The following is a 17,224-nucleotide window of genomic DNA, read 5'->3' as shown; positions in this document are numbered from 1 at the left end:
AGAAAGTACATTAATAAATAGGCATAACTCATTGATATATATGTATTTGTAAAAACTTAATGTAAATTCTAACTTTCAGGGGGCGAGTGAAGCAAAAGCTCCGCTCGCCTTTGGTTCATTGGGTTAATTTGGTAGCTGCTTGGTCATTATGATGTGGTCGATATTGTAACCGTGCTTAGTGACAGCCAATTCAAGCAGCTCATCTACAATGGCCTCATCCAGCTGTGGAGTTCGACTTAGAAGATAAAGGCTGCTGCGATCGGGGTCGCCCACGAGGGACCATTGATATGCTGGGTCTAGCTCTAGAACCCAGTAGTTACCATTGGTTTTCCCATCGAAGAATGAAACCGCAAGTTTGCTATTCGTATCATCTAGAGGGGTAGCGGTACCTTGCACGCTGATGGGAAAACCGTACTTCGGGTGTAAGATTCGGCAAAAGTTGAAAACACTGAGTGTGCCATCATCGTTGAGACCATAGTCTGCCGTGACCGCTGTACAAGCAGGCTGGAAGATCTGTGGCAATCGGGCTATTTCATACCACTTGCCAACGTACTGATAGACGTCCACGTAGGGAACCGTCTCAAGCTCAGACTCATTATCAGCCCAGGAGAGATGCGCTCCAAAAGCCAATAGAAGAACCCCCAAACCTTTTGCCAAACCCTTCATATTCACATTTCCTTGTCATTGGATTGAATCACTTTCCACCGTACCAATTGTGCGATGGCAAACTCTTTACGGAAGGCAAGCTGGAACGGATTAATCAATTGTTCGTTTGGGGCAAAGCTTCACAATAACTTCAAGAATGGCCAGCACTGCCCACTAAACTTAGGCCAATCGATTGACAAAGAAGGAAACCTTAACTGTCTGCCTATTCATTAGCGCAGTAGTAAGGAAGTAAGAATGAATAAAAAACCATCACTATCGGCCGTAGTTGCATTGACATGGGCGGTTAGTTGGAGGGCGATCCTTATCAACCTTCCGATTTATATGCCGTTTTCCATTCTATCTAAACTGGGCTACGGGTTTCCTGTTTGGTTTTGGTACCTTCTGTGTATCTTGGGTGGATTTTTGTCTTATGTTCTTGCGTTTTGGTGGCTCTTCTCGCGAGGTTACGGCGCCCCAAATCTCCGGAAATTGAAAATAGTTGAATAAAAAAACAGCAGCAAGCAAGTATCAAACGGTATAGATTGAGGTCGCTCTTCCGGCATCGTCGCAAATTCATTGTGGCAACTAGGGCTGATAACTACTCCAATCATGCTAAACCAAGTAAGAAGGCCATCCTATGTCACAGGAAATTCCCGTTGATGTACTGATCCTAGGAGGTGGTATTCAGGGGGTAACCCTGATGAGAGAGCTGATACCAGAGTACTCGGTGGTACTGGTCGACGATGAGTTCGGTGACGCCGAGTCTCTACATTTCCATGGTTATTTCTCTTCCGGCTGGAATGCGGCTAACCCCCAAGCTGCTGAAATTTACCGATGTGCCGCGCAGCGCTGGCACAAAGAACTTGCGACTAGCGGCGTGAACAGTCGAATAACAGATTTCCATGCAGCGCTGACTCCGGACTTTCTAAACACTGTTGAAGATAACTGGGCTAGAGCGGCTATTCCCTTTGAGGAAGTTGAGTTGCCTGAGATCTTTGATCCGGATAATTTGCCATCAAATCGCAGGTTCAGATTTCCTGATGATCTTATTTTTGATGGAGCTGCAGCCTATCGCAGTGTGAGCGAACCCTTGAGGAAGCAAATCTATCATGGGAGGTTGGTCTCGTTTCAGCTTGGGGGGGCAGGGATTGAGCAAGTAACTCTGGATATGGATGGTCGCTCGTGTGAGTTAAAACCAGAGCTGGTGATTTCTGCTTGTGGTGCGGGGAATGCTGAAGTAATTCGGCACTTGGGTGTGGCAGAGGAGCAGATACAAAATGCCCAGTTAGTAAGACCTCTGCATATGCTCTTAGCCCGCGGCCCCAATATCCCGCCAGTTTCAGCTTTGTTGATCGACTTGGTGGTGATGTACCACCCGCTGGAGGATGGGGAAGGGCTCTGGATTCTTACTCTTAACCCAGAAGTTCCCAAGTTCAAGGCGGGTGTTGTCGATATGTGTATCCCGCCAGAAATAGAGAATGATCTACTTTGTGCATCTTTTGAGCGCCTTTCCAGCGCGATGGTGGCTTTTGAGGCTTGGGCGCAGGGCTGCCAGTGGTCGGTATATGCAGGCTGGAAAACAGATGCACCGGGACCAGATGGTGATCTATTAGTGCGCTTGGCTTATCCCACTCCATACCAACTGGATGATTATGGCGTAAAAAATTTTCTCGCAGTGTGGCCAAACCATTGGGGATTGGCTGCTAATGTCGCCGATGATGCTGGTAACTGGGTGCGTTCCAAGCTCAAAAGCCGTCACCCCCAGCCGGGCGCCGATAGTGGATTGTCTCCAGGCTCGGGGGTTGGCCATCCCATAGAAAATAAGTGGCAGAGCGACAAGCTCAACTGGCTGTGCTGGGAAGATTTCGCTCGAAAAGTAGGCTATCACCGTTAACTTTAACCTCTTCGGGTTAATCAATTTGATTGGTTTCTGTTTGGTGTGGATATAAATACATCGCTCTAAGGAGCAAAATAAACGTCATGCAATGAAACTGTTGCTTGCAACGGTGAGTTTTTTCTGTATCTTAAAAACAAAATGTAACCGGTTACATTTTGCTGCAAGGGTCTGTGAAAGAAGAAATGGACCAGTAGCGAGGCAAGATACTTGGCCGGATGGAAATCGAAAACAATAAGAACCTGGTTGCCAGAGGCAGCTATACGGGAAGCGGTATGGGTAACAAAATAAGAATGGGCATGGTCGGTGGTGGAGAGGGTGCCTTTATTGGTGCGATCCATCGTATGGCAGCCTCCCTCGATGGTGAGATAGCGCTGGTGGCGGGATGTTTTAGCAGTAATCCCGAGCGTGGCCGTAGCAGTGGAGAGAAGTTGGGCCTCAACCCAGAGCGCGTTTACCAGAGTTATGAGCAGATGTTCCTGGAGGAATCCCAGCGTCCTGTTGATGAGCGCATAGAGTTTGTCTCTGTAGTAACTCCCAATGATTTACATCTCCCAGTTTCTTTTGCCGCACTGCGAGCGGGGTTTCATGTTCTTTCTGATAAGCCAGCCGCTTCCACACTTGAGGAAACCCTTGCGCTCAAAAACGAGGTCGTACGGAGCGGCCATCTCTATGGTTTGACTCATACCTATGCGGCTTATCCACTTGCGACACAGGCCAGGGCAATCTTAGCCAGGGGAGAGCTAGGGCAAGTCCGCCGGGTAACTGTTGCCTACCCACAAGGCTGGCTGGCATTGGCTGGTGACTCAAGCGGAAGTAAACAAGCCAGTTGGCGGACAGATCCCACACGCTCGGGAGAAAGCGGCTGTTTTGCCGACATTGGTACCCATGCTCACCACTTGGTCGAATTCTTTACCGGTCAGCGTATCTCTGAGGTCTGTGCGGACTTGCAATCAGTAGTCGACCAAAGGGCTCTGGATGATGATGGTGCGGCGCTATTTAAATTAGATCAGGGTGCGCGCGGCACCCTGACAGCCAGCCAAGTCTGTGGTGGGGAAGGGAATAACCTGAATATCAGCGTTTATTGCGAACATGGCTCGCTGTTCTGGGAGCAGGAATCTCCCAATCAATTGCAGTTAAAACGCAGGGGGCAGCCAGTGGCCCTTTTGAAGGCTGGTGCAGACTGTGAATACCTGGATGACGAGGTCCGAGCTCTTTGTCGAACCCCGCAGGGGCATCCTGAAGGTTATATAGAAGCCTTTGCGAATATTTACCGCGACTTTGCTGCCCAGGTTCGATGCCGCCGGCAAGAACAACCCATTAAAGAAAGTTCTGTCGTGGGGGATATTGATGCGGGTGTCCGTGCTATGGCATTTGTGCGCGGTGCATTGGAAAGCAGCCGTGCGAGTTCTTCTTGGGTGGCGCTGTCGCCATATTGGGAATAAGCAGCTAAATCGTATTGATTCATTTTCAAATAATTTAGGAACCTCTGGCAGGGTGGAAGTCCGGCAGTTAGTACGGCACAGGGAGGTGTCGGTGTCGGCCCAGTGCCAGTCCGCTTTTGGAAAGACAGCATTGTGCTTTTCAAAAGAAGCAAGCTGATCACCCAGGAAGGATTAATTGGTTGCAGAGGTAAATAAGTACAGCAGTAAAAAGGATAAGAATAAATGAAGGCACCCAGAATTCAGGGGCCCGGGATATTTCTCGCCCAGTTCCTCCCTCCGAGCGACCAACCGGCTTCACTGGAGTCTATGGCCTGCTGGGCATCGGATCTGGGTTATAAAGGCATTCAGGTTCCCACTTGGGACAAGCGCATCTTTGATCTGGAATTAGCCAGCAGTAGCCAGGCTTACTGTGATGATGTTTTGGGAATCTGTGAGAAGGCGGGAGTAGAAATCTCAGAACTGTCCACGCATTTGCAGGGTCAGCTGGTTGCAGCGCATCCAGCATATAAAGAGATGCTGGATATTTTTTCCCCAGAGGAAGTGCGGGGCAACTTGCCAGCCCGCGCTGAGTGGGCGAGCAATCAACTGATGTTGGCTGCTCGTGCCAGTGCCAATCTAAAGCTTAAGTCGCACGCTACATTTTCTGGCGCACTACTTTGGCATACTTTTTATCCCTGGCCCCAGCGCCCCGCAATGTTGGTGGAAGAGGGCTTTCGCGAACTGGGCCGGCTGTGGCGCCCTATATTGGATGCGTTTGACAGTGCTGGAGTTGATGTTTGTTATGAGCTTCACCCTGGTGAAGATCTGCATGATGGGCTGACCTTTGAACGTTTCCTCTACGAAGTGGAGGACCACCCAAGAGCGAATATCCTCTATGACCCCAGCCACCTGCTTTTACAGCAGATGGACTACCTGGCTTTTATCGATATCTATCACGAGCGAATCAAGGCGTTTCACGTGAAAGATGCTGAATTCCATCCGAGTGGTAGGGCCGGAGTTTATGGCGGTTATGCCCCTTGGATTGATAGACCTGGCCGCTTCCGTTCCCTGGGCGATGGTCAAGTGGACTTCCGTGGGATTTTCAGCCGCTTGACCCAATACGGTTACGACCGCTGGGCGGTACTCGAATGGGAGTGTTGCATTAAGGATCAACAACAGGGGGCCAGTGAGGGTGCACCATTTATTCGGGATCACCTGATTACCGTGGCAGGCAAGGCTTTTGATGATTTTGCTGGTGCAGAAACAGATCGCGCGCGAAATCGTCGGATTTTAGGATTGGATTAAATTTTTCCAAACCAAGTGAATAACCAATAACAATAAATCATGCGGAGACTGGATAGATGAGTACACAGACAAAATCCCTGCATAAGAATGTCTTTCTTGTGGGGAACCTCTCGATTTTTATGATTGGCCTCGGATTTGCTGTGAGGGCTTCAATCGCCGGTGATCTCCAAAGCGACATTTACGATCATATTGATCTTGCCAACTCTACCGCCATGCTTGGTGAAGCCCTGGGTTTCACTTTCACAGGTTTTGCTCTCACCTTGTTATTTGGAAGCGCACTTGTGGACTTGGTCGGTATCAAGCGAATGCTGATGCTCTCATCTATAGGCTATGTATTGGGCAGTTTGCTTATTATTGCTGCCTCTTTTGTGGCTCCTGGGGAGGGGGTAGAGAATCTGGTACTAGCCGGCCTGTTACTGACAGGCTTGGGCTGGGGTGCCGTGGAGGCAGCCAGTAATCCTATGGTTGCTGCAGTCGACCCAGAAAATAAAACGCAACGTTTAAACGTACTACATGCCTGGTGGCCTGCAGGCATTGTGGTTGGAGGATTACTGGGATTGTCAATCTCTGCCCTCGAGCTTCCCTGGCAGTTGAACCTTGTCGTGTTGGCACTGCCAGCTGTTGTTATGGCTTGGCTTGTGGCTAAAACAGATTTCCCAGTTACTGAACGGGTTTCTTCCGGTATCAGTTATGGCGAAATGTTTAAAGAGGTATTCAAGCAGCCGATGTTTATCCTGCTGTGGGTGTGTATGTGGATGACCGCCGCAACCGAGTTGGCCCCTGGGCAGTGGGTAGACCTGACCCTATCCCGAGTAGTTGGCATGAAGGGTATTCTTATTCTTGTTTATGTCAGCATGTTGATGTTTGTGATGCGCCACTTTGCCGGACGTCTGGCAAAGAAACTGTCTTCTATCGGACTTCTATGGTTAAGCAGTCTCCTTGCCGCAATTGGGCTCTATTGCCTGGGTATGGCTAGGACGCCAGTAACTGCATTTTTGGCAGCGACTGTCTGGGGCATTGGTGTTTGTTATATGTGGCCCACTATGCTGGCCACAGTCTCCGAGCGTTTTGTGCGCGGTGGGGCATTGTTTCTGGGATTGCTGGGTTTTGCCGGTGGTATGTCTATCCAATTTGTTCTGCCAAAGCTTGGCGCTATTTTTGACAATGCCAAGATTGAGGCAGCGGGGGGCTTGGAAGCCTTTGAAAAGCTGAGTGGGGATGAGTTGGATGCGGTATTAGCCACTGCTTCTGTTGAGTCATTCCAGTCATTGGCAGTAGTTCCACTTATCCTGCTCCCCATTTTTGCCTTTATTTGGCTTTGGGATCGAAGGCAAGCAGCCAGCAAATCAGAAGCAGCCGTTTCAGTGGGGAATCCGTAGATGGTATCCATCTGTGCGAAAATAACCCGCTTCTAACAGGTAATTAGCAGGAAATTATGTCAAACATTCGCGAAGTTGCACGCCGCTCTGGCGTATCGGTCGCGACCGTATCCCGAGCATTGAAAGATCCGCAGATGGTCTCTCCGCGAACCAGAGAACGGGTGCTAAAGGCTGTAGAGGAGGCGGGCTACCGGCCGAACCTCCTTGCGCGGAACTTCAGTTCGGGCAAGTCATACGCAGTGATGGTTTTGGTTCCCAATATAGCTAATCCATTTTTTTCTCGGGTCATTCGCGGGATTGAGAAAGCTGCACAGGATCAAGGCTATTCGGTGCTGCTGGGGGACACAAAAGGGGATTCCAGCAATGAGCAATTTTATGCAGGTATGGCGCTAACCAATCAAGCGGATGGTGTTATCCAGCTTGGTAGTCGCTATCCGTTTGCAGAGAAGGACGCAAACCTGGCTGCATCTGTTCCTTTGGTGAATGCCTGTGAGCGCATAGTAGAAGATGATCGTTATCCGGTGGTGGAGTTGGATAACCATGGTGCGGCCCAGGAAGTTGCGCGGCACTTGATGAAGATGGGACACCGTCGCATCGGGGTTATTACCGGGCCCTCGCAGAGCCCTATAGTGCGAGACAGGCTGTCCGGATTTTCCGAGGCGCTAAAAAAACGTGGGTTAGAACTTGATCCTGAAATGGTCGTTCATGGGGAATTCACCATGACCTCTGGGCAGAAAGGCGCAGAGACTTTGCTATCGACCCCTCATCGGCCGACTGCCATTTTTTGTATGAACGATGAGATGGCAATTGGTGCTGTGCACCAAGTGAAGAGAATGGGCCTCAGGGTGCCGGAAGATGTGTCTGTTACAGGGTTCGATAACATTGAATTCTCACAATTCACAGATCCGCCTTTGACTACGATCAATCAGCCCGCGGAGGAGTTAGGCCGTTACGCAATGGAAACGCTGCGATTGATCATCGATGGCAAGCCATTGAAATCCAGCCGGACTATTTTGCCATTTGAGCTGGTGGAACGGGAGAGTACAGGCCCCTGTTCGGACAAGTGAGAGCCGCAGATTCCCATGGACTGTTGCCCTAAAAAGAGCGGCATTGATTAGATAACAGCGTTAGGTGTGGAGATAATAATGATGAAAAACCTTACTAAAGCCAGATCCAAACTATCCGTAGCGATTGCAACAGCAGTGATGCTGGGTGCTGTAGGTTGCGAGCGGGTGCCCGTGTCGAATGCCCAACAAGTGGACGGAGAGTGGCGTTACCTGTTTGATGGAGAAACGTTACAGGGCTGGACTGGCACAAATGGCTCGCAAATTGGAGAGGCCTGGCAGGTTGTTAATGGCAATCTGGTCTTAACTGCTGGAGGTGCTGGGGACCTGGTAACAGCTGAACAATTCGAGGATTTTGAATTGCAGCTGGAGTGGAAAATTTCTGAGGGTGGCAACAGTGGCATTATTTATCGTGTCGCTGATGGAGATGCGCCAGTTTGGATGAGTGGCATGGAATACCAGGTGTTGGACAATGCTGCGTTTCCCAATCTGGAAAAGCCAAGCCACAGCGCCGGCTCAGTGTTTGATATGTATGCGCCCAGTGAAGAGAGTGTCAAACCTGCGGGGCAGTTTAACCAAACTCGTATACGCGTAGAGAACGGAAAGGTCGAACATTGGTTGAACGGCAACAAGATTGTTAGCTACGAGCTTTGGTCAGAGGATTGGGGCAAGCGTTTGGCGGGCAGCAAGTTTTCGAATTATCCAGATTTCGCACGCTCTGAAAGCGGCTATATCGCTTTGCAGGATCATGGTGACAAGGTCTGGTATCGCAATATAAAAATTCGGGAGCTATAAGCTCATGGGTATTTCAGGAATCAGTCTCTGGCAAATCCTGATAGTACTGGTGCTTGCAGTTTTACTGTTTGGCAGCGGCAAGATTCGTCGTATGGGAGAAGACCTGGGGGGAGCAATCAGTGGCTTTCGCCGCTCTTTAAAGGATAACGGAGAAGAAGGCTTCTCTGCTGAATCTCCCTCAAAATCTGCTGCTGAGGTTTCCCAAATAGGAGGGCGGCAATGACTATCAATAGAAGGCGGTTTTTGGCAAATAGTGCAAGGCTGGCAGCTTTGGGGCTTGCTGCTCCCCTTATTGGGTTTAGTCGTCTTAGCCACAGCACTGCAAGTGAACGCTTTTTCAAAATCTCTTTAGCCCAGTGGTCCCTGCATCGGCAACTGCGAAGTGGAGCTCTTAAGGTTCTGGACTTTCCAGTAAAAACACGCAAAGTTTTTGGCATTGAAGCGGTTGAGTATGTCAATCAGTTCTTTAAGGATCAGGCAAAGGACTTGAAGTTTCTCGCTGCAATGAAGGCTAGAGCAGAAGACCATAATGTTCGCAGTCTGTTGATTATGGTTGATGGCGAAGGCGACCTAGGCGACCCCGATAAAGGCAAGAGAAAGCAGGCCATAGAGAACCATTACAAATGGGTCGAAGCGGCTAAGTACCTCAATTGTCACTCTGTGCGTGTCAATGCCGCAGGGCAGGGGAGTCGCGAAGAAGTCGGTAAGGCTGCTGTTGAGGGGCTGCGCGCGCTTTCGGAATTCGCCCAGGATTTTAATATTAATGTGATTGTTGAGAACCATGGTGGCTATTCATCGAACGGGGAGTGGTTGTCACAGGTCCTTCAGCGTGTAGATATGTCCAACTGTGGCAGCTTGCCGGATTTTGGAAACTTCGGAGATTACGATCGCTATTTGGGGGTTCAGCAACTGATGCCGTTCGCCCAGGGTGTTAGTGCCAAAAGCTTTGAGTTCGATTCAGCGGGAATTGAAATCAATACGGATTTTGCTCGGATGTTACGGATAATTCGCGATGCGGGTTATCGAGGCTATATCGGCATTGAGTTTGAAGGGCCGGGAGATGAGGACCATGGAATCCTGGCAACTAAGCAGCTGCTTGAGCAGCTTGGCAGGAAGGTGGAGCTGTCCGCGCAACTAAATGAAAAAAATTGATAAAATTTAGTTTCGCATGTAACCGGTTACATATTTTTAATTTCTCCAGACGTAAAAATATGTACTTTAATGTCTGTTTTCTTTAAGAAATCAGACTCCAACGCTAAAAATTTTAAATCTAGACTTTATAAGCACCGAAAAAAGCAAAAAAATTTTCCAAAAATGTAACCGGTTACAGGAAAATATTTCCAGCTGATAGAATTTATCCGGTCAGAAGAAAAATAAATGATCATGTAGGAGAGATGTTATGGCGAGTGAAGATATCGAGAATAAAGAGTACGACGCCTTAATAGTCGGCTCTGGTGCTGGGGGCGGCATGGCTGCCTATGTGCTGGCCACAGCCGGTTTAAAGGTACTGCTGCTTGAAGCGGGACGATCCTACGACCCGGTCAAAGAAACCCCTATGTTTAACTTGCCCAAAGACGCACCCCTGCGCGGTGGTAGTACGCCAGAAAAACCGTTCGGTTTTTACGATGCGACAGTGGATGGTGGCTGGCAGGTACCCGGCGAGCCCTATACCCAGGGATCTCAAGAGAAAGGTCGACGTTTTGACTGGTGGCGAGCGCGTATGCTGGGTGGCCGCACGAACCATTGGGGGCGTATTTCCCTGCGTATGGGTGAATACGACTTTAAGCCCTACTCAAGGGATGGGCTCGGCTTTGACTGGCCCATCAGCTACCAAGACCTGGCACCCTACTACGATAAAACCGAGATGCTTATTGGTGTCTACGGCACCAATGAGGGATTGGAAAATACCCCGGACTCTTCCGACGGCGTATTATTGCCGCCCCCTAACCCCCGTGCTTATGAACTGTTAGCGAAAAAAGCTTGTGATAAGCTGGGTATCCCCGTGATCCCCTCACACTTGGCGATTCTCAGTGAGCGCCTCGACCATGAAAATATTCCGCAGAAACTGTTCCCCGATAACAAGCTTGCCCAGGATGTAACTCGCGAATCGATGAAATCCCGCGCAGCCTGTTTTTGGGCCACACCCTGTGGTCGCGGTTGTTCCATCAAGGCAAATTTCCAGTCCACCACAGTACTACTGCCTCCTGCGTTGGCTACAGGCAATCTAGACATCATCACTGACGCGATGGTGCGCGAAGTTACCGTTGATAAGAAAGGCAAAGCCAACGGGGTTGTTTACATTGATAAAGATACCCGTCAGGAAAAGTTTGCCAGTGCCCGCGCCGTTGTCGTCGCGGCCAGTGCCGCCGAGACATCGCGTATTCTTCTCAATTCAAAAAGTACCTTATTCCCAGACGGTCTCGCCAACGGCAGTGGTGTTGTAGGTAAATACCTGATGGATACTGTGGGTGCCGGAGTCGGTGGCCAAATTCCAGCCCTGGAAAATATGCCCGCCCATAACGAAGACGGCGCGTCGGCAATGCATATGTATATGCCCTGGTGGCTATATAAAGAGCAGTTGCGCGGAGACCTGAATTTTGCGCGCGGTTATCACATTGAATTCGGTGGTGGCCGCAGTATGCCTGGAGCCGGGGCCTTCGGTGGTATGGGTGACTTTACCGAAGGTGCCTATGGTAAAGATTTGAAAAAGGCCTGCCGGCGCTATTACGGCTCCTTTGTTTGGTTCGATGGTCGTGGGGAAATGATCCCTAATGATGATAGTTACTGTGAAATTGACAAGGACCAAGTTGACCAGTGGGGTATCCCGGTTCTGAAATTCCACTGGAAGTGGAGCGACCAGGAGCTAAATCAGGCTGCCCACATGCACAAAACCTTCGCCGAAATTATCGAGGGTATGGGCGGCAATGTGACCACAACGGTACAGACCGATGGTGCCAAGGCCATTATCAACGGTGGTGCGATTATTCATGAAGTTGGCACCGCGCGAATGGGCTCCAACCCGAAAGACTCTGTGCTCAACCCTTACTGCCAGTCTTGGGAGGTTCCGAACCTCTTTTTAACCGACGGCGCTCCCTTTGTTTCCAATGCCGATAAAAACCCAACCCTGACCATTATGGCGCTGGCTTGGCGTACCTGTGACTACATCGTGGAACAGTTTAAAAAGAGGAACATTTGATATGAGCAAGGATAAAACAAACCTGAGCCGCCGTAATGCCCTGCGTTTGATTGCTACTACTGCGGCTGCGGTCCCAGTAATCGGTTGTTCTGAGAAAGCAGCACCAAAAGTTGAGTTGAAGGAAGATAAAGCAGCTACAAAACCAGCGGTTAAGAATCTTGACGCACCTAAACAAACTTTAGCCAGGGGTACACCAACAGATCCTGATCTGCTTAACCCCGTCGTACCATGGGAAATGCAATTAGATGCGCGTGAGTTGGCGGTACTCGCAGCACTTTGCGATGTGATTATACCTGCAGATGAAATTTCACCGAGCGCTTCTTCAGTAGGTGCACACCATTACATCAATGAATATGTCAGCGCACCTTATTCCAACAATAAGGCGGACCTTGTCACTATTCGCGGAGGGGTGGTCTGGCTAGATGGAGAGTCCAGGCGCAGGTACCAAGGCCCATTTGTTGAGCTGAATGAATCTAAAAAAAATGCAATCTGCGAGGACATCAAATGGACTCGTAACGCGAAGCCAGAATTCCAAGCCGGTGCACGTTTCTTTGCCAAGGTAAGAGTTCTTGTATCTACCGCATTCTACACCACCGAGGAAGGCATGGCGGATATTGGCTACGTAGGTAATAGGCCTATGGCCAGCTTCCCTGGCGCACCGCCTGAAGTATTAAAACGACTCGGCTTAGAAAGCTGATAACCGTGTAAGGCAACCCCCTGGGAAAGGGGTTGCCTATAAAAGTAAGCCAGGGATGGATAGATCTGAAACCGGGCTTATTCCGAAAACTTGGTATGAGGGTATGCCGAGTTTAGAGGGTGCACGGAAGGCTCAAAAATTATAATAAAAGTGATGCTTAGCTATGAAAGAGAAAACCCAAAAAGAAAACCGCAGGGCGGAGTTACTTCGCACATCCGCCAGTGCACTAGTGTTATGCAGTGTCGTCGGCATGGCACAGGCGCAAAATACAGAGGAAGCCCAAAAAGAAAACTTGGCTCTTGAAGAAGTAGAGGTATTGGGCATTCGACAGAGCATGGAGAAAAACCTCGATGTAAAGCGTTTTTCCAATGCGGTGGTGGACTCAATTACCGCTGAAGATATTGGCAAGTTCCCAGATAAAAACGTAGCCGATGCCTTACAGAGGGTGCCAGGAGTCTCTATCGTACGTAGTGGTGGTGAAGGTGCGGAAGTGAGTATCCGCGGTACTGCTCCGGAGCTTACCTTTACCCAGCTGAACGGTAACTATATTGCTACTCCGGGCGATGAGCCGTCACGCTCGCTAGATTATTCCTTGTTGCCCGCAACAATGATTGCCCGTACAGATGTTTATAAGAGCCCTGAGGCAAAGCTGGATGAAGGCGGAATCGGTGGTACTGTCATTTTGCATACCCGCAAACCTCTGGACCTGGACGCGGGAGAGGGCATGCTATCGGTTGAAACAACCTACGCGGATGTCACTGAGAAGTATGAGCCACAATACACGGGTTTTTACTCATGGAAAAATGATCAGGAAACCTTTGGTGTATTAGTTGGTTATTCCAAGCAAGACCGTCAGAACCGGGTGATTAGCACCACCACAGAAAACTGGGGATGGCAAGGTGATGAAAAGCCCCATGATGGTGTAGAGGCCAGGGGGGCTATGGTAGATATCGATGGTAATGAGTACCGGGATTTCTATGCCCCCAGAGCCGTAGTGGGTAGCGTTTTTGAAGAGGAGCGTACCCGCGAGGGAATTCAGCTCAGTGCTCAGTGGCGTCCGGTTGAACAACTTGAGCTAGGTGTCAATTATTTTCGCTTTGAGCAGGGTGGCAACTCAGAGAATTACCGTATTGTATTTCCAGAGTGGAACTATGGTGATGCAGTTGCACCCGGCAGCCTTAAATTTGATGAGGATGGCGATACCTTACTCGGTATTGGCATGTTGGACAGAGGCCAGGCCGAATTGCAGTCTCCTCAAGTCGCTGGTGACTACACGCGAGCTGAATATGTGTCAGATACCTTGGATTTTAATGCTATTTACCAAGGAGATGGATATAGCGTGCGATTGGTTGTGGGCAGCACCAGTGCGGAAGGCGGACCTTCGGAGAAATTGTTTGCCTCAGTAAACTCTCGCTATGGCACTGTGACTGACTGGAGCTGGGACCTAAGCAGTGGTACTGCAGAGATTGATACCAGTGCCGATCTGGGAGACCCCAATACTTACCCCTTATACGATTGGTTTTCTTCGCACTGGACCAGTAGTGAAGATGATGAAAACTACTACCAGCTAGATGTATCTATCGATATGGATTACGGCTGGCTGACTTCCCTTGATGTAGGACTTAAATACCGCGACCACGAAATTAACCGACGCATTACTAAACAAGCTTGGGATGATGATAACCCGCCGTGTCCGACTATTAACTGGCCGAATGAAGACGGTAAAGATGGTCTTTGTTATCCCTGGTGGCCGGACGATTCTTTCCACACCGACCCTAATGGCGTTCCGGATACGATTGATATCCTTTCCAGTGGCCCACTCGATAATATTATTGGTGGTGTAAAAGTGCCCAACTTTGCCCACCTGGAGTTTGAGAAGCTAAAAGAGTTTCTCTATGAGACTTATGGTGATCCTACAGTAACCGTAGAACGGGACCAGGACTATCGCATCGGTGAGGAAGTGACTGCGGCCTATGTACAGCAAAATTTTGCTTCTGCCACTTTGCGCGGTAATTTTGGTGTTCGCGCGGTGCAGACCAAGCAATATGCCCGAACCTATGACAATATTGACGGGGTTTTGCAAGATGAGCCCAATATTCGCGATAGCAGTAACACCGATTTTCTGCCAAGCGCCAATATCGCTTGGGATATTAACGATGATTTAGTAATGCGTGCAGCCCTCGCAAGGGTTGTTGCCCGAGTTAATTATGATGACCTCGGTGGCTCTGAATCAATACACGCCCCACTGCCAGGAGCGACCGTAAGAGATGGATTTGCGGGGAACTCCGAATTGGAACCCTACAAAGCGGATCAGTTTGATTTGGGTCTGGAATGGTACTTCGACGATGCTTCCGCAATGGGAGTAACCCTGTTCAGGAAGGATATTGCATCATTCGTCATTAACGGCAGTTCCCTGGTAACCAGGGAAATAGATGGTGACATTTGGAATGTAAATATGTCGATGCCTGTTAATGGCACCGATGCCACCGCTCAGGGTGCCGAGCTGTTTGTGCAATATGCCTTTGATAACGGTTTTGGAGTTTTTGCCAACTATACCTATACGGACACAGAACTGGCCAATCTTGACCTCGAAAGCGGTGAAACAATCAAAACAGAAATTGCGGGTACCTCTAAAGATCAATACAACCTTTCGGTGTACTACGAGAATGACCTTTTCAGTGTGAGAGCCTCTTACAACTATCGCAGCGCCTATGCGGATGGCTATAGCAACGGCGTGAATACGTTTACTGATGAGTATGATCAGCTTGATGTAAATGCTTCTTATAGTTTGATGGAAAACCTAGCTCTCACTGCCTCCATTATTAATCTCACCGAAGAGAAGGTGGATAGATATTGGGGGGAAGAAAACAGAGTCTTGGGTTCCTCCTACTCAGGTCGCCGCGCCTATATGGGGCTGACTTACAGCTTCTGATCCCGCCATAACTTCGGCGCACAGATACAGTAATGTCTCTGTGCGCTTTCCACTTGAGACAAATCATTGTGATCAGCAAAAGAAAATTCCTGAAATACTCCTTCCTGGGTACTGCTGGCGCCCTGGCAACCTCTTCAGTGGCAGCTATGGCAAGGCGTTATACGAAGAAGGGAAAAAAGCCCGTAGTCATATCAACCTGGAACCATGGGGGCCCAGCCAATGAGGCAGCTTGGCAGGTTCTCAGCGAAGGTGGCAGGGCTTTGGATGCCGTAGAGGCAGGTGCTCGGGTGCCGGAAGCTGACCCGCAGGTAACCAGTGTTGGCTATGGCGGTTTTCCCGATCGCGATGGTGTAGTGACCCTTGATGCCTGCATTATGGATGACAAACAAAATTGTGGTTCAGTGGCTTTTTTACAGGGTATCAAGCATCCCATCTCGGTTGCGCGAAAGGTGATGGAGGAAACTCCACATGTAATGTTGGTCGGCGAGGGCGCACAGCGTTTTGCCGTTGAACAGGGGTTTGACATTGAGAACCTGTTAACTCCAAAAGCTGAAGCCGCCTGGCGTGAGTGGAAGCGCGAGTCCCGTTACCAGCCGGTAATCAATATAGAAAACCACGATACTATCGGCATCTTAGCCGTGGACCAGGACGGCAACCTCTCAGGTGCCTGCACCACCAGTGGCGCGGCTTTCAAGATGCACGGGCGGGTAGGAGACTCACCGATTATCGGCGCCGGACTCTATGTCGACAATGAAGTGGGTGCGGCTACTGCCACGGGTATGGGCGAGCTAATGATCAAGACTGTCGGTTGCCATCAAGTAGTGGAGCTGATGCGTCATGGCTACACACCGGAGGAAGCCTGTCGTGAGGCGGTGGAGCGTATTGCGCGCAAGCTAGGGGACTATAAGAAGTTCCAGGTGGGTTTCCTGGCTTTAGATAAAGCCGGTAATTACGGTGCTCACTGTATTCACCCAGGCTTTAATTATGCAGTAAGAGATGCGAGCGGTGCACAATTAGTAGATTCGAAAAGTAAACTCGGCTGATTGTCTTCTAGGGGCAAGCAGCAGTTAGTTGACTTGCCCCAATAGGAAGAAAATTCGAATTTGCTCAATACACTGCTCAGTGCAAGGTTCGTGCTTGCTGCCTGTTTAGACGCAGTTCTGGGGAGAAGCGAATCATATCTAGGAGAGCATCAAAATAATGTTCGCCTAAGTCGCCAAGGTCTACAAAGCGAGGAGAAAGAAGCCAGTCTTCCAGAACACCAAAAAGGCCTCCGTGAAGCATTTGTTGGGCCAGTTTCAAATCCAAGTCAGCAGGTAATTGACCGACTGATAGTGCAATCTCCAACAATTCTCCCATTCGCTCCAGCCGCTCTGTGCGGCCTTGCTTAATACGGTGAGTGGACTCGCATACTTCACTGATTGGGTCGCATGGTAGGAAGATAATCTCCAGCAAGCGCTGCCATTCATCATTGCAGGCAATCTCATCGAATAGCCATATCCAGCGGGTACGCAGGGTGCCTAGAGGGTCTCTCTTCAACTCATCACCGGCCGCCGCGCAGAGGTCTTCACCGGGCAGGCGCATGCGCTCGGTTAGAGCGTTGAGTAGCCCAACTCTGTCGCGGAAATGGCTATGCAGGGAATCACGAGTGACTCCGGCAAGCTCTGCGACTGCCGTTAGGGAGGCGTGGGTGACGCCAGATTCATGAAAAACACGAATCGCGGCGTCTAAGATACGCTCTCGGGTGTTAAGTATTTGCTCTTCTCTATATTTAGCCATGGGCAATGCAGCTTCTTCATTATCGTAATCGCCTCATTTGACCGCATATTCACGGCTGTTCGCCGCATGAAAACAAATGAGACTTTAGTGCAAACCCTTGAAAACACTGGGTAA

The 17,224-nt window shown here is 49.7% G+C and carries 14 protein-coding genes; 12 read left to right on the top strand and 2 right to left on the bottom strand.

What is annotated here, in order from left to right; all coding sequences use genetic code 11:
• Positions 1-123: 123 nt before the first annotated feature.
• Positions 124-666 carry a lipocalin family protein gene (locus ACJJI0_RS05055; protein WP_444884956.1) on the bottom strand — a complete coding sequence of 181 codons (543 nt, stop codon included), beginning with the start codon at positions 664-666 and terminating at the stop codon, positions 124-126.
• Positions 667-1,282: 616 nt separating this feature from the next.
• On the opposite strand from ACJJI0_RS05055, the gene ACJJI0_RS05050 reads away from it, so the two are divergent.
• From ACJJI0_RS05050 to ACJJI0_RS04995, 12 genes are all read left to right on the top strand, one after another.
• A complete protein-coding gene (locus tag ACJJI0_RS05050; protein WP_444884955.1) occupies positions 1,283-2,539 on the top strand; it encodes an FAD-dependent oxidoreductase in 1,257 nt (418 codons plus the stop codon).
• A 218-nt stretch (positions 2,540-2,757) separates the two neighbouring features.
• Positions 2,758-3,984: a Gfo/Idh/MocA family protein gene (locus tag ACJJI0_RS05045; RefSeq protein WP_444884954.1), complete on the top strand. Its 1,227-nt coding sequence runs from the start codon at positions 2,758-2,760 to the stop codon at positions 3,982-3,984.
• A gap of 222 nt (positions 3,985-4,206) precedes the next feature.
• Positions 4,207-5,268 (top strand): sugar phosphate isomerase/epimerase family protein, encoded by a 1,062-nt coding sequence (locus ACJJI0_RS05040; protein ID WP_444884953.1) that lies wholly within the window; start codon positions 4,207-4,209, stop codon positions 5,266-5,268.
• A gap of 56 nt (positions 5,269-5,324) precedes the next feature.
• On the top strand, positions 5,325-6,647 hold the full coding sequence (locus tag ACJJI0_RS05035; protein ID WP_444884952.1) for an MFS transporter: 1,323 nt from the start codon (positions 5,325-5,327) through the stop codon (positions 6,645-6,647).
• Between the two features lie 56 nt (positions 6,648-6,703).
• A complete protein-coding gene (locus tag ACJJI0_RS05030; RefSeq protein WP_444884951.1) occupies positions 6,704-7,714 on the top strand; it encodes a LacI family DNA-binding transcriptional regulator in 1,011 nt (336 codons plus the stop codon).
• A gap of 78 nt (positions 7,715-7,792) precedes the next feature.
• Positions 7,793-8,506: a 3-keto-disaccharide hydrolase gene (locus ACJJI0_RS05025; protein ID WP_444884950.1), complete on the top strand. Its 714-nt coding sequence runs from the start codon at positions 7,793-7,795 to the stop codon at positions 8,504-8,506.
• A 4-nt stretch (positions 8,507-8,510) separates the two neighbouring features.
• On the top strand, positions 8,511-8,729 hold the full coding sequence (gene tatA / locus ACJJI0_RS05020) for a twin-arginine translocase TatA/TatE family subunit (RefSeq protein WP_152453619.1): 219 nt from the start codon (positions 8,511-8,513) through the stop codon (positions 8,727-8,729).
• A complete protein-coding gene (locus ACJJI0_RS05015) occupies positions 8,726-9,658 on the top strand; it encodes a sugar phosphate isomerase/epimerase family protein (RefSeq protein ID WP_444884949.1) in 933 nt (310 codons plus the stop codon). Before tatA ends, ACJJI0_RS05015 begins: the two co-directional genes overlap by 4 nt.
• A gap of 247 nt (positions 9,659-9,905) precedes the next feature.
• The gene (locus ACJJI0_RS05010; RefSeq protein WP_444884948.1) at positions 9,906-11,702 is read left to right on the top strand and encodes a GMC oxidoreductase; all 1,797 of its coding nucleotides are present in this window, start codon (positions 9,906-9,908) and stop codon (positions 11,700-11,702) included.
• Position 11,703: 1 nt separating this feature from the next.
• On the top strand, positions 11,704-12,399 hold the full coding sequence (locus ACJJI0_RS05005) for a gluconate 2-dehydrogenase subunit 3 family protein (RefSeq protein WP_444884947.1): 696 nt from the start codon (positions 11,704-11,706) through the stop codon (positions 12,397-12,399).
• A gap of 163 nt (positions 12,400-12,562) precedes the next feature.
• Positions 12,563-15,331, top strand: coding sequence for a TonB-dependent receptor (locus ACJJI0_RS05000; protein ID WP_444884946.1), 2,769 nt, complete (start codon positions 12,563-12,565; stop codon positions 15,329-15,331).
• A 68-nt stretch (positions 15,332-15,399) separates the two neighbouring features.
• A complete protein-coding gene (locus ACJJI0_RS04995; protein ID WP_444884945.1) occupies positions 15,400-16,374 on the top strand; it encodes an isoaspartyl peptidase/L-asparaginase family protein in 975 nt (324 codons plus the stop codon).
• A 76-nt stretch (positions 16,375-16,450) separates the two neighbouring features.
• On the opposite strand, the gene ACJJI0_RS04990 is transcribed toward ACJJI0_RS04995, so the two are convergent.
• Complete coding sequence (locus tag ACJJI0_RS04990) at positions 16,451-17,110, bottom strand: TetR family transcriptional regulator (protein WP_444884944.1); 660 nt, start codon at positions 17,108-17,110, stop codon at positions 16,451-16,453.
• Positions 17,111-17,224: the final 114 nt, after the last annotated feature.

Source organism: Microbulbifer mixtoriginis (SeqCode) (assembly GCF_052466695.1).
This window is presented reverse-complemented; position numbering and strand designations above follow the sequence as displayed.